Origin of the sequence: Gaetbulibacter sp. NE, from assembly GCF_025548475.1 — a bacterium.
Classification (GTDB): domain Bacteria; phylum Bacteroidota; class Bacteroidia; order Flavobacteriales; family Flavobacteriaceae; genus Gaetbulibacter_B; species Gaetbulibacter_B jejuensis.
In genome coordinates this window covers 405,738-419,587 of the sequence record NZ_JAOQHY010000001.1, presented here as the reverse complement: position 1 = coordinate 419,587, position 13,850 = coordinate 405,738, and the positions used below count along the sequence as shown (strand labels likewise).

Sequence of the window (13,850 nt, the reverse complement as noted above, 5' to 3'; positions counted from 1 at the left end):
TTTTCGCGGACTTATATTTTATAAAAGAATACAACAAAATGGCAGTTTTAAATAAAATTAGACAACGTTCACTGTTTTTAATACTAATAATTGCATTAGCATTATTTTCATTTGTACTTTCAGATTTATTCCGAAATAGCAGCGCGCTTTCAGGAGCTTCACAAGATGTTGTGGCTACTGTAAACGGTACTGATATTTTTAGAGAAGATTTTATGAACCAAGTAGAGAACGCCCAAAGAGCTCAAGGACCTGGTGCATCTTCTACACAAACAATGAACAGAATTTATGAGCAAGAAGTAAGAAAAGCAGTTTTAAGTTCACAGTTTGAAGAATTAGGTTTATCTGTTGAGAAAGACCAAATGAGAGAGTTGTTAAAAACTAGTTTTTCTAGCTATCCTGAGTTTAACAACGAAGCTGGTATTTTTGACGAAAATAAGCTTAACGAGTTTATAGCAAACTTAAAAGCAATTCAAAATAATGAGCAAAACAGAGCTCCATTAGGAAACTTCCAACTTAATTATAACGAGTGGGTAACTAACGAAGCTTCTATAGCTAATAGAGCTAAAGAGCAAACATACTTCAATATGATTAGAGCTGGAGTTGTAACTACTTTAGCTGAAGCTGAGACTGAATACTTAATGGAGAATGAAACAGTAGATTTAAAGTTTGTAAATATTCCTTACACTTCAATTGCCGATTCTTTAGTAGAAGTAACAAAATCTGACATTTCAAAATACATCAACGAGCATAAAAGTGAGTATGAAGTAGAAGCAAGTAGAGATATTGTTTATGTTCAATTTGATGAAGTTGCTACTGTTGAAGATGAAAATGAAATCAAAAACAGTTTAACTAATCTATTAGAAGATAGAGTAGAGTTTAATAAAGTAAGTAAGCTAAACGAAACTATTTTAGGGTTTAAAAACACTAAAGATGTAGCAGAGTTTGTAAACTCAAATTCGGATATAAAATACAACGATAAGTTTTTATTCAAGTCTGCGTTACCTGCATCAATTGCTGATAGTATCTTTAAATTAGAAGTAGGAGAGTTTTATGGTCCTTATAAAGAAAATGGATACTACAGCTTAAGCAAGTTGGTAGCTGAAACTCAAATGGCAGACTCAGTTAAAGTACGTCATATCTTAATTCCTCACATGGGAGCAACAAGAGTTGATCCTACAATCACGACTACTGATGCTCAAGCAAAAGCAAAAGCGGATAGTATTTTATCTGTTATCAAGTCTAAGCAAAGTAAGTTTGTTGACCTGTTAGATTTATCTTCTGATACAGTTAGTAATGAAAAACAAGGAGAAATAGAGTTTGGATACAACGATTCTTTTGCTCCTGAGTTTAAAGCATTCTCTTTTGATAATAAAGTAGGAGATATCGACGTAGTTAAAACATCTTTTGGATACCACGTTATTGAAATTTTAGACCAAAAGAACAAAAGTAAAGCTGTTAAAGTAGCTACAGTTTCAAGAGCTATAGAGCCTTCTGAAAAAACAATTGACGAAGTATTTAACACAGCATCTAAATTTGAAATAGCACTTCAAGATGGAGATTTCCAAGAAGTAGCTAAAGAAAACAACTACCAAGTAAAACCTGTAAGTTTTAAAGTTTTAGATGAAAACATACCAGGATTAGGAAGTCAAAGAGCTATTGTTCGTTGGGCTTTTGAAGGAGAAACTAAAGTAGGTGACTATAAAAGATTTACAGTTCCTGGAGGAGGTTATGCAGTTGTGCAAGTGGTTAAGAAAAACGAAGCAGGATTAATGTCTCCTGAAAACGCTTCTGCTACGGCAATTAGCAAAATCAGAAATGAGAAGAAAGCTAAAATGATTAAAGATAAAATTTCAGGTTCTACTATAGATGAAATCGCAAAAGCTCATAAAGTAGCAACTTTAACTGCTACTGCTGTAACAATGAAAAGCCCAACAATTTCAGGTGCTGGACGTGAGCCTAAAGTAGTAGGTGTAGCTTTCGGAATGAAAGAAGGCGAAATTTCAAAGCCAATTGATGGTGTTAAAGGTGTATATGTAGTTGAAGTTACTAAAGCAACTCCTGCATCTAAACTAGATAATTACCAACCAATCGCTAATAGATTAAGTGCTACAAGAGGAAGCAGTGTGTTAACAAAAGCATACAATGCACTTAAAGAAGCTAGTGATATCGAAGATAATAGAGCGAATTTCTACTAATAAGAAAGTCACATAATAAAATAAAAACTCCACTGAAAAGTGGAGTTTTTTTATGTGTTTAAATAACCATTTCAGAATAAGGAAGTATTACATCAAAACCTTTGTTTTTAAAATAAGAGCTTGGGTTAGTCTCTGATGTTGCTAAAACAAAATCACCTCCCCAAGCACCAAGACTTTTTACGCTTCCGTTAAAGTCGCTAAAAAGAGTGTGTTTTACAGGTTCTTGTTTTATGAGTTTGCTTATAATACTTTCGTGAGTTGTAATGAGTTTGTTGAATTCTGTTAACGTTTCGCAAGAAATGCAAGCTAAAGTAATAGCATTTATTTCAGAAATAGAAGCACTAATATCTGTTGAGTTAGACTTGTATTGCGCAATACCATCTCTACTGTTTTGTTTTTTGTTAAGGTAAACGAAATAGAGTTGCTCTTTAAAACTAGGGTTAAATTCAACTGTGTTAATTGTTTTGCTCTTGTTAGGTTGAAGTTGATAGGTTAATGGAGAACTATGTTGCGCACAAGCAATATCATAACCACTTCCGCCAAAAGTAAGCTCTAATAGTTTGTAAGCATCTACATTTACCCAATTAGCAATATTGTTAATTAAAGTTGAAGAGGTTCCAAGCCCCCAATATCTTGGGAAATCCAATAGCGTTGCAATTTCAAAGCCGTTAGAATTTTCAAAAAAGTTAGGGTTAAGTTGTTTTACAGCATTAAATATTTCAATTAGTCGCTTTGAAAATGGGTTGTAGTAATCGCTACTAGAAAGGTGATTTAAAAGAACCACCTCTTCAAACCAAATAGCTCCAGTTTCATCAAAACTTTTCCAAATAATTTTAGGCTCATTAATAGGTTCAACAACCATTGACTGCCCAAATTCGGTTGGAATAGCTAATGATAAAGCTCCATCTAATACTACATATTCTGCAGTTAATAATAATTTTCCGTTACTAAAAAAAGTTTGCATTAACGTCTTAAGTTTTCAATAGCTTCAATTACTGCACTATGTGTTATGGTATTGGACTTAAAATGCTCAACAAGTTGTTCTTTTTCTTCTAAAGTAGCTTCAAACTGATTTAAAATATTCATCAAGTGCATTTTCATATGACCTTGTTGAATTCCTGTAGTTACCAGTGAGCGTATTGCGGCAAAGTTTTGCGCTAATCCAGTAACAGCAACTATTTGCATTAGCTCTTTAGCTGATGGTTTGTTTAGCATTTCTAAAGAAAGTTTTACTAATGGATGTAAACTTGTAAGTCCTCCAACAGTTCCAAGCGCTAGAGGAATTTCAATCCAAAACTTAAAGATGCCATCTTTTACTTCAGCATGTGTAAGACTACTATATACTCCGTTTCTAGAGGCATACGCATGAACTCCCGCTTCAACAGCTCTAAAATCATTACCAGTAGCCAAAACAACAGCATCAATACCATTCATAATGCCTTTGTTGTGAGTTACAGCTCTGTAAGGTTCAACTTCAGCTATATTTACAGCTTGTAAAAACTTATTAGCAAAGTCCTCGCCTGTAATAGAGTTGTCATCACTTAAGGCATTAACAGGACAACTTACTTCGGCTTTTACCAAGCAATCTGGAACATAATTAGATAAAATGCTCATTACAATTTCTATGGAATTGTTAAGCTTACTTTCAGCTTCAGTTTTTAAAGTTTTAGCAAACTGCTCTAAACAAGAGTTAATAAAGTTTGCTCCCATAGCATCAAGCGTTTCAAAGGTTGCATGCAGTTGATAGTAGCCTTCAATAGCATTGGTTTTGTCACGTAATTCAATATCTAGAATACCTCCACCACGCGCTTGCATGTTTTTGGTAATTGCATGAGTGTCTTCAATAAGTTTTGACTTTGTAGAATTGAAAAAAGACTTGAGTTTTTCGGTTTCACCATTAAAAATAAAATGAACTTGTCCAATTTTAGTGGTTGAAATAACTTCAGCTTTAAAACCACCACGATCTGACCAAAACTTAGCAGCTTTACTAGCAGCTGCAACTACTGAACTCTCTTCAATAGCCATTGGAATAGTGTAAGTTTTGTCGTTAATTAAAAAATTGGGAGCAACTCCTAAAGGCAAATAGTAGTTGGTGATTGTGTTTTCAATGAATTCATCATGAAGCTGTTGTAGCTTCTCGTTAGAATTCCAATATTGTTTTAATACAGTTTTAGCAGCTTCTTTATTAGAAAAATAAGTGTCTACAATCCAGTCGATTTTTTTGGATTTGGATAGTTTTGAAAACCCAGAAATAGTTTTGCTCATTAATTTTTATTTATATCTACAAAGATACTATTCTTGTGTTTAAAATACTTTGCCAAGCGTAATATTGCACATTTAACTGTTAATAGTTACGGTTTTTTGCATAATTTTTAGTAAACTTGACATCATTTTGCTAAAAATTTAAGGCGGTTTCTTAAAAGCAAAAATAAAGGTGTGTTACCTTTTAAAAATCAATAGATTACTAACTAATAATAAATTTTATGTCAGCTACAACACAATTGGATAATCAAAAACAAATTTTTGGTCATCCAGCAGGTCTTTATGTTTTATTTTTTGTTGAAATGTGGGAACGATTCTCTTATTATGGAATGAGAGCATTGCTTACGTTATTTTTGGTTGCTCCAATAATAGCAGGTGACCCGCAATCAGGATATGGCTGGACTAATGCTGAAACAATATCTTTTTATGGAACTTATACAATGTTTGTATACTTAACTTCAATACCAGGAGGTTGGGTTGCTGATCGATTTATTGGTCAAAAGAAAGCGGTTATGTTGGGAGGACTTCTTCTATGTTTAGGACATGGGATACTAGCAATAGATGCTCAATGGGCATTTTTTACAGGTCTAATATTAATTGTAATTGGTGTTGGTTTTCTTAAGCCGAATATTTCTTCAATGGTAGGAGGATTGTATAAGAAAGGTGACGATAGGAGAGATAGAGGTTTTTATATTTTTTACATAGGAATAAATCTTGGTGCTTTTTTAGGAGCGTTAATTGTAGGTGCCGTTGCTGCTAAATGGGGTTGGCATTATGGATTTGGTCTTGCAGGAATAGGAATGGCTCTTGGTCAAATCGTTTATTTATATGGTCAAAAGTTTTTGAAAGGAGTAGGAGAATTTTCTGGAGGATCAAAAGCATCTGCTGAAGAACAAGCAGCTAGAAAAAGACCTCTTACTAAAGTTGAAAAAGATAGAATGTTAGTAATGTTTCTTTCATTCTTAATTATTATAGTGTTTTGGGGTGCATTTGAGCAGGCTGGAGGATTGATGAGTATTTACACAGAGCAGAAAACGGATAGGGTTTTATCTTTCTCTTTACCATTTATAGGAAGTGAAGTGCCAGCTGCTGTTTTTCAATCGATTAATGCATTTTTTATTATTACATTAGGAACGCTTGTTGGTTCATTTTGGTATAAATGGGGTAAAAAAGGGAAGGAATCATCATCTTTGTTTAAGATGGCTATAGGAGTAATAGTTATGGGATTTGGTTTCTTTTTTATGACAAAAGCTTCTACAGAAGTTGTTATGGACGGAGAAAATATAGTTGAGAAGTCTGCTATGATTTGGTTAGTTTTAGCTTATCTGTTTCATACACTTGGAGAGCTATGTGCATCTCCAGTAGCTTTATCTTTTATTACAAAATTGGCGCCATTAAAATATGCTTCTTTTATGATGGGAGCTTATTTTGCTGCAACAGGATTAGGAAATAAACTTGCAGGACTTGTTGGAGGATTGTCAGAAGGTGCAGGTGAATTTCAAGTGTTTACTGGAATTGCAATTTTCTGTACTTTATTTGGATTGTTAATTATAGCAATTCTTAAACCTTTAAAGCGACTTACTCATGGTGCAGAGGATCTTGAAGGTACTAAGCATGAAGAAGCAGAAGGTTTTGAATTAGCTGATTCTGAAGCAAACTAACTTAATATTAAATATACAGCCCTTGCTAATTTATACAGGCAAGGGTTTCTCTTTTCTTAACTAAAACTAACACTATGAATACTGATATTGAAAATCTGTTTAAAGACAAGGTTTTAAGTCATCCTGCAGGTCTTTTTGTGCTATTTTTCACTGAAATGTGGGAGCGATTTTCTTTTTATGGCATGCGAGTTCTACTAGTAAATTTTCTAACCATGGCTGCAATAGGTTACAATCCTGGTTGGGAATGGTCTGTTGAAAATGCTGGAGCCTTATTTGGAACCTATGCTATGTTGTTATATGTAACACCAATTATTGGAGGTTATATTGCTGATAAATATACTGGATATCGTTGGGCTGTTATTATTGGGTCATTAATTATGACTTTAGGACATGCGTCTATGGCTTTAGAAACAGAGTTTTCATTATATCTCGGATTAGTGCTTTTAGTTGTAGGTACAGGTTTTTTTAAACCAACAATGACATCCATTATTTCTGAGATGTATAAGAAAAACCCAGAAAAGAAGGATGGAGCTTATACAATTTATTACATGGGAGTAAATGCAGGAGCTTTCTTTGGGATGATGTTATGTGGCTATTTAGCTGAAAAAATAGGTTGGGCTTATGGATTTGGATTAGCAGGTGTGTTTATGCTTTTAGGTACCCTTCAATTTTGGTTAGCAGGACCCTTATTTGGAAAAATTGGAGCCAAACCTACTAAAGTTCATGAGGTAGAATTGCCTCAAAATGTAAACGATAAAAGTGCCAAAACAGAAAATAAACAGCAAGATGATGAAAAACCTAATCCGTTTACCACTTTAGATAAAGTTTTAATAGTTATTTCATCAATAATTGGTCTTGGTTATGCTATAAATGACCCAATGTCTAAGATTGCTAATATAGATATGTTTTCCGCGTTTCAAATTGGAGATATTGAAGGGCAATATATAGCAGTTTTATTTGGTTTAGTTCTGTTCTTAATACTAGTTATAGGAAGAATTCTAAGATATACAGCAGTTGTTAGAGATAGGATGATTGCATTTATCATATTTGCCTTTTTTACAGTGTTCTTTTGGTTGTCGTTTGAGCAAGGTGCATCGTCATTAGTTATTTTTGCTAGAGATAGTGTGGACAGAATGTTAAGTGGTAATTCTGCAATTGCTTTTAATATTATAAATACATTATTAACAGTTATTCCACTAGTAATCATTTCTTGGGTATTGTATCTGCTTTGGAAGAAAACATTTAAAAAGATTCCAGGATCTAATATTGTTCTAGTAATTTGTTTCTTATTAATGTGGGGAATTGTTGGTTGGATGCTAAATAGAGATTTTAAAACTATTGCTTATGATGTTTCTTACAACGCAATTGAAAAAGCAGATTTAGATGAAAACGGAGCCCAAAAAAAGACTGAAACAGGTGAATTAAAGTTTGTTTATCTTCCAATTACACAAGGTTATTCCATAAGTCCTTCAGATAAAATTGTAACGAGAACTACATCAATTGCTGAGCCATTAGACTTTAAAGTTGGGGATAAACTTAACATTATTACAAAAAATAATGAAGGTACAGAATTCGGGTATTTAAATTCTGAACGACTAGATTTTGCTGTTAATCAAGGAATACAATTAAATAGAGATAATGGTGTGGTTGAGGCTCAAGTTACTCAAGTAAGAGATAATGAGGTAGAAATAACCGTATCCTGGTTTAGTATTCTAAATTCCTTTTTTATAATTGTATTTGCTTCATTTTTCTCAAGATGGTGGGAAAGTAAATATAATCCAAGTGCAGCTACTAAATATGCATTAGGATTAATTATAATGGGAGTTGGCTTTGGTTTACTTGCTTTTGGATCTTATGGACTGGTAGAAGGAGTTAAAGTGAGTATGGTTTGGTTAATATTAGCATATTTGTTTCATACTTTGGGAGAGTTATGTCTTTCTCCCGTTGGGTTGTCTTATGTTAGTAAGCTTGTTCCTGCACGAATGATTGCCTTGATGTTTGGAATGTGGTATTTAGCAATTGCCATTGGTAATAAACTTGCTGCTGTGCTTGGAGGTCAAATTGAAAATATAACAGAAGAATATAGTTTATCTACGTTTTTTGTAATTTTTACAATAGTACCTACTGTTGCAGGATTACTTGTTTTTGCACTAAACCCTGTATTGAAAAAATTAATGCATGGTGTTAAATAACGAGTAATTCGTTAAAATAAACGTAAAATGCTCCTCCTTTGGAGCATTTTTTGTAAGTTCGGAATAACTTTTGCAACAAATGATATTATGAAAAAACTTAGATATTTATTAGTATTTGCATTATTAACTACAGTTAGTAGTGTAGCTCAGGAGATTAATTGGGTAACTTTTGAAGAAGCTCTAAAACTTCAAAAAGAAAAACCTAAAAAAATTATGATGGACGTGTATACAAATTGGTGTGGTCCATGTAAAATGTTAGACCGAAACACATTTCAAAATAAAGATGTGGCAGATTATGTAAACGAGCATTACTATGCTGTTAAGTTTAATGCCGAAGGAAATGATAAGGTTACTTATGAAGGCAAAACATTTACTAATAAAAGCTACAAGCCAGAATTGGCAAATCGTAGAAATGGAGTTCATGAGTTAACAAGGCATTTAAAAGTAAGTGCATATCCTACTATCGTGTTTTTTGATGAAGAAGGAAAAGTGCTTACGCCTTTAAGAGGTTATCAAAAGCCTCAACAAATAGAGTTGTACTTAAAACTCTTCAAAAACGATGAACACAAGAACATGACCTCTCAAGAGGATTTCAATGCGTATTACACTGCATTTGAACCAAAGTTTCAAGGTTAAAAATACTATTCAATAATAAACGCTCCCTTTTCACTAGTTTGATGGAAAGGGAGTTTTTGTTTTAAGCACGTTGCTTTCCATCTTTTAATGTAAGATTTGTAATTGCTACCATCAGCAATAATGACCTCTGGTTGAATAGAGTCTATCAAACGTTGCAAATTAATCTTAGGAGAGTTACGAAGTAATACATAATTAGGCTTAAACGCTGTAACATTGTAAACACCCAAACTATCTACTACTAATACCATTTTGTTTTGAACTTGATAGATAGATTTCAGTGAGTCTGTTTTAAAACTTTCAATAAAATTACCAACTCTGTAGTTTTTAATGACTTTATCATTTTTAAAACTTGTACTGTCTAGGTTATGATAAACTATCATATTTCTATTAGATTTTTCAGTAATCAAACTGTATCTGCTTTTATGAAATACGATAAATTGTTTATTAGAGGTCTCATATTTTGTATAAATCAAAACACCTTGAAATACCATAATAGCGATAAGCATGAAAGTTAAACTCTTAAAGTTCCTTTTCTTATTCAGCACAAAAAGTGAAGCAACAATTAAGTAGCTACTTAAAACATGAGCTAAACTAAAAGGGATATCTCTAAATAAAAATGTTTCTTGTTTGGATACCCAAGCAACAATTAGATTCATTGCGTTAATTGTACTTCCAAAAAAATTAGCAAGAAACTCTGGTAAGCAATTTAAAAGAGCTAATACAATAACCAAAATACCTAGACCTAAAATCAATCCTAAAAACGGAATTATAGCAAGGTTTGAAATAAAAAATAAACTAGGAAACTGATGAAAGTAATAAAGACTCACAGGAATGATTCCAAATTGAGCACTTACTGTAACTGTGAAGATTTGCCAAAAATAGTCTAGTGGTTTTATTTTGGTTGACCATAGTTTGTAAAGTATAGGCTGAAACGTAACAATAGCAATAACTGCTAGATAACTAAGTTGAAACCCAACATCAAATAAAAACATAGGTTTGATGAGCAGCAATATAAAAATAGATATGGCTAGTGTGTTGTAAATGTTTGTTGGTCGTTTCCAATTTATAGCAATGGCAACAATGCTAAACATGGTTACAGCTCTAGTAACTGATGCTGATAATCCTGCTATAATGGCAAAGCTCCAAAGCAGTAGGAGTATGCACAGTATTTTAATGGGTTTACCGTGTTTAAGACGTTCTAAAGGTTTTAATAAAACATTTAGTAAGAGTAATATAATGCCAACATGAAGCCCTGAAACTGCAAGAATGTGTATTGCTCCAGCATTGGTGTAATTGTTGTAAACGTCTTCGCTTATGTCTTGTCGTTGCCCTAAAAGTAAAGCATTTATAATTGCGAGTTCATCTGGAGCGAAGTTGTATGTTTTTAATTTAGCATTTATGGTATTTCTAAGTGCTGCTGCATAACCAAAAATAGTATTGCTCTTGGACTTTGTTTTGTAAATAGACTGTTGATTCGTGAAAATTTGATGATAGATATATTGCTTCTCTAAATAGTTTTTATAATTGAATTGATTTGGATTTAGAGGGTTAATCAAATCTTTTATGGGAGAGTATGTGATATAAATATCATCGGTTTTTAAACGTCTTAGAGTAGAATCTTTTTCAATGTTTAATAAAGATTTTCCATTAACAACAGTTGAGTCAATCTTTAAAATGTCAATGATGTATTTATTGTAGTAGTTCCCTGGTTTTAGTTGTTTTCGTATTCTAAATGTAATTTCTTTTGAAGCCGATTCATCTATATCCACTACTTTGGTGTAGTGATTAAAAAATTGTTTTTCATCATGAAGGTTATGAGTTAACACACCTATACTTATCGTAGTAATAAAAGTAATTAGTCCAAACCAAATGGAGTTTTTAAACTTGTTTTTAAGATAGAGAAAGCATAAAAATAAAAGACAGATTAAACTAAGACTAGTATATAATGATAGTTGTAACGGAATTGTAATATAATAACCTATATAAATCCCGATAACTAAACAAAGCGTTAATTTTATAAGAGTAAAATTTAGTAACTTCATAATCTAAGTTACTAAAAAATAATGGTTTACAACACTCTTCGAGCTTGTACGAATGCAAAATACCAATACCGTTCAGCTAACGACGATATAATCACTCCTGCACTTGTTGAAGCATGAATAAACTCTACATTGCCTTCGCTAGCAAAAGTAACTATGCCAACATGATTAACTTTTCGGCTATTTTTTCTTGTTGCGAAAAACATTAAATCTCCTTTTTGAACTTCTTTAAGGTCTATCCAATCTCCTGTAACCGAAAGGTCTGAGGTTGTCCTAGGTAGCATAATATTTTCACTCTTAAAAGCTGTCATTACCAGTCCAGAGCAATCCATTCCCTTTTTGGTAGTCCCACCGTATTTGTAGCGAACACCATCAAATTGTTTAGCATAGTCTACGATACTTTCAGCAAGTGCATTTGATGTTGTGTTAGTTGCCCTTTTTTCGGTTTTGGTAGTGTTTTTATGTGAGCTTTTGGCTTTTTTTGAGGATTTACAACTATTCAAACAGATAAGCGCTAGTAGTAGTATAGTAAAGTTTCTCATGTATTGAATTTGTGACTAAAATTAAGAATTGAAACAAAATAAAAACAATAAATTATTAGTTTGGGAAGGCTTTTGAATAGTTATGAAAACTCTTATCAACAAACCTGTTTTAATTTAAGCTTTTAAAAATCAATTCAGCAGTTTTATTACTTGCGCCTTTACCTCCTAATTTTTTCTCTAAATCATAGTAGTTCAAGAAAAATTTCACACGTTGATAATCGTCTAGAATAATTTTTAATTCTTGCTTTAAACGTTTGGTGTTAAAATCATCCTGAATCAATTCGGTAACCACTTCTTTATCCATAATAAGATTTACCAATGAGATGTATTTAATATGTTTTACCAATCGTTTTCCTATTTGGTAAGATAACCAACTTCCTTTGTAGCATACTACTTCAGGAACTTTAAACAATGCAGTTTCTAAAGTTGCAGTGCCAGAAGTTACTAATGCAGCGTAGGATACACTGAGTAAATCATAAGTTCGGTTGCTAATAAAACTTACGTTGTTATTTGTGATAAAAGGCTCATAAAAACTATAATCTTGACTTGGCGCTCCAGCAATTACAAACTGATAACCAGGAAAATCGTCAACAACACTAAGCATAACCGATAACATTTTTTTAATTTCTTGTTTTCGGCTTCCTGGTAGTAAAGCAATAATAGGTTTTTTGTTGAGCTCATGTTCTGCTCTAAAACTATATTCATCAACTTGTTGTCGTGCTCCAATAGCGTCAATTAATGGATGACCAACAAAGTTTACAGGATAATTATGCTTGTCTTCATAAAATTCTTTTTCAAAAGGAAGAATAACATGCATGTGGTCGACATCTCGTTTTATATCCTTAATACGATTTTCTTTCCAAGCCCAAATTTGTGGGGAAATATAGTAATGTGTTTTGTAGCCTTTTTGTTTTGCCCATTTAGCAATGCGTAAATTAAAACCAGGATAATCAATAAAAATGATAGTATCAGGATTGTATTGTTCAATATCCTTTTTGCAAAATGCTAAGTTTTTGGTTATGGTTCTTAAATTCATAACCACTTCAATAAAACCCATAAAGGCTAAATCCTTGTAGTGTTTTACCAGAGAGTTGTTTACAGCTTGCATGAGGTCGCCTCCCCAAAACCTAAATTCAGCATTTACATCAATTTTTTGTAATGCTTTCATTAGGTTTGAGCCATGTAAATCACCTGACGCTTCTCCTGCAATTATGTAATACTTCATCTATAAATACTTTACCAAAAATGTAAATACAGCTATTAAAACCGTAGCTAAAAGCACGCCTCTAGCTCTATAATCTTGTTTCTTTTTTATGAAAATAAAAAACGCACCTAAATTTAAAATAGCTCCTATACTTACTAATTTACTAAAAAAACCTTCCGCTAAGGATTGCCTAATAGTGGTTTCAATATCATCGCCATTTCCAAAAAGATAAACTGCCAATATTAAACCTATAAAATTAGCAATTAATCCAACAATAAATCCAATAAAAACTTCCTTTTTAACCATTCAATTTCCAAGTGTTTAAGTTTTGTATGCAATGATGAGCTGTCAAATCAAATTGTATTGGTACTACTGAAACATAACCGTTTTTTAAAGCCCATTCATCAGTGTCTTCTCCTTTGTCTAAGTTAACAAATTTACCTGTTAACCAGTAATATTCTCGACCTTGAGGGTTTTTACGTTTGTCAAATTCTTCTTCCCAATTCGCTTTAGCTTGTCGGCATACTTTTATGCCTTTTATATCTTTTTTGGGAAGATTAGGAAGATTTACATTTAAAACCACTCCTTTTGGTAAACCTTCTTTTAAAACATTTTCAGCAATAGTTTTTACAAAGGATTTTGTGGCTTTAAAATTAGCGTTCCAATTGTAATCTAAAAGTGAAAACCCTATAGCAGGAATGCCTTCAATACCAGCTTCAATAGCTGCACTCATTGTTCCTGAATAGATAACATTTATAGATGAGTTTGAACCGTGATTTATACCTGAAACACAAAGGTCTGGTTTGCGGTCAAAAATTTCATTTATAGCAAGTTTTACACAGTCGGCAGGTGTACCAGAACAACTGTATTCTCTTTGTTTACCTTCGTCAATTTTTATCTCTTCTACAAACAGTGTTGAATTAATGGTGATTGCGTGTCCCATTCCGCTTTGAGGGCTATCAGGAGCTACAACAATAACGTCTCCAATGCTATTCATAACTTCAATTAAAGTTCTAATTCCTGGAGCGGTTATACCATCGTCGTTTGTAACTAAAATAAGAGGTCTTTTTGCCATAAAATATATTGTTGTTTGTGAGTTGCTAAAATAAATAAAACCCT

At 32.7% G+C, this 13,850-nt stretch carries 11 protein-coding genes; 4 read left to right on the top strand and 7 right to left on the bottom strand.

Annotated elements, in window-relative coordinates:
* Positions 1-38: 38 nt before the first annotated feature.
* Positions 39-2,195, top strand: a complete 2,157-nt coding sequence (locus OD803_RS02000; protein ID WP_262732170.1) for a SurA N-terminal domain-containing protein — start codon at positions 39-41, stop codon at positions 2,193-2,195.
* 58 nt (positions 2,196-2,253) lie between these two features.
* On the opposite strand, the gene OD803_RS01995 is transcribed toward OD803_RS02000, so the two are convergent.
* A complete protein-coding gene (locus OD803_RS01995) occupies positions 2,254-3,159 on the bottom strand; it encodes a GYDIA family GHMP kinase (protein WP_262732169.1) in 906 nt (301 codons plus the stop codon).
* On the bottom strand, positions 3,159-4,460 hold the full coding sequence (locus tag OD803_RS01990; RefSeq protein ID WP_262732168.1) for a hydroxymethylglutaryl-CoA reductase, degradative: 1,302 nt from the start codon (positions 4,458-4,460) through the stop codon (positions 3,159-3,161). The genes OD803_RS01995 and OD803_RS01990 overlap by 1 nt, the downstream gene beginning before the upstream one ends.
* A 218-nt stretch (positions 4,461-4,678) precedes the next feature.
* Between OD803_RS01990 and OD803_RS01985 the strand changes: the two genes are divergently transcribed.
* From OD803_RS01985 to OD803_RS01975, 3 genes are all read left to right on the top strand, one after another.
* Entirely contained in the window at positions 4,679-6,118 is a 1,440-nt protein-coding gene (locus OD803_RS01985) for a peptide MFS transporter (RefSeq protein ID WP_262732167.1), read from the top strand.
* Positions 6,119-6,192: 74 nt separating this feature from the next.
* Entirely contained in the window at positions 6,193-8,310 is a 2,118-nt protein-coding gene (locus OD803_RS01980; protein WP_262732166.1) for a peptide MFS transporter, read from the top strand.
* Positions 8,311-8,397: 87 nt separating this feature from the next.
* Positions 8,398-8,946: a thioredoxin family protein gene (locus OD803_RS01975; protein ID WP_187347835.1), complete on the top strand. Its 549-nt coding sequence runs from the start codon at positions 8,398-8,400 to the stop codon at positions 8,944-8,946.
* A gap of 5 nt (positions 8,947-8,951) precedes the next feature.
* On the opposite strand, the gene OD803_RS01970 is transcribed toward OD803_RS01975, so the two are convergent.
* From OD803_RS01970 to surE, 5 genes are all read right to left on the bottom strand, one after another.
* Positions 8,952-10,988, bottom strand: a complete 2,037-nt coding sequence (locus OD803_RS01970; RefSeq protein WP_262732165.1) for a ComEC/Rec2 family competence protein — start codon at positions 10,986-10,988, stop codon at positions 8,952-8,954.
* A 26-nt stretch (positions 10,989-11,014) separates the two neighbouring features.
* The gene (locus OD803_RS01965; RefSeq protein WP_262732164.1) at positions 11,015-11,527 is read right to left on the bottom strand and encodes a C40 family peptidase; all 513 of its coding nucleotides are present in this window, start codon (positions 11,525-11,527) and stop codon (positions 11,015-11,017) included.
* Between the two features lie 109 nt (positions 11,528-11,636).
* Complete coding sequence (lpxB, locus tag OD803_RS01960; protein ID WP_262732163.1) at positions 11,637-12,752, bottom strand: lipid-A-disaccharide synthase; 1,116 nt, start codon at positions 12,750-12,752, stop codon at positions 11,637-11,639.
* The gene (locus OD803_RS01955; protein WP_262732162.1) at positions 12,753-13,037 is read right to left on the bottom strand and encodes a hypothetical protein; all 285 of its coding nucleotides are present in this window, start codon (positions 13,035-13,037) and stop codon (positions 12,753-12,755) included.
* Entirely contained in the window at positions 13,030-13,806 is a 777-nt protein-coding gene (gene surE / locus OD803_RS01950) for a 5'/3'-nucleotidase SurE (RefSeq protein WP_129759336.1), read from the bottom strand. The genes OD803_RS01955 and surE overlap by 8 nt, the downstream gene beginning before the upstream one ends.
* Positions 13,807-13,850: the final 44 nt, after the last annotated feature.

Bases quoted from the DNA above. Each gene is read 5' to 3' on its own strand.
- OD803_RS02000 (WP_262732170.1), top strand. From the start codon at position 39: ATGGCAGTTTTAAATAAAATTAGACAACGTTCACTGTTTTTAATACTA.
- OD803_RS01995 (WP_262732169.1), bottom strand. From the start codon at position 3,159: ATGCAAACTTTTTTTAGTAACGGAAAATTATTATTAACTGCAGAATAT.
- OD803_RS01990 (WP_262732168.1), bottom strand. From the start codon at position 4,460: ATGAGCAAAACTATTTCTGGGTTTTCAAAACTATCCAAATCCAAAAAA.
- OD803_RS01985 (WP_262732167.1), top strand. From the start codon at position 4,679: ATGTCAGCTACAACACAATTGGATAATCAAAAACAAATTTTTGGTCAT.
- OD803_RS01980 (WP_262732166.1), top strand. From the start codon at position 6,193: ATGAATACTGATATTGAAAATCTGTTTAAAGACAAGGTTTTAAGTCAT.
- OD803_RS01975 (WP_187347835.1), top strand. From the start codon at position 8,398: ATGAAAAAACTTAGATATTTATTAGTATTTGCATTATTAACTACAGTT.
- OD803_RS01970 (WP_262732165.1), bottom strand. From the start codon at position 10,988: ATGAAGTTACTAAATTTTACTCTTATAAAATTAACGCTTTGTTTAGTT.
- OD803_RS01965 (WP_262732164.1), bottom strand. From the start codon at position 11,527: ATGAGAAACTTTACTATACTACTACTAGCGCTTATCTGTTTGAATAGT.
- lpxB (WP_262732163.1), bottom strand. From the start codon at position 12,752: ATGAAGTATTACATAATTGCAGGAGAAGCGTCAGGTGATTTACATGGC.
- OD803_RS01955 (WP_262732162.1), bottom strand. From the start codon at position 13,037: ATGGTTAAAAAGGAAGTTTTTATTGGATTTATTGTTGGATTAATTGCT.
- surE (WP_129759336.1), bottom strand. From the start codon at position 13,806: ATGGCAAAAAGACCTCTTATTTTAGTTACAAACGACGATGGTATAACC.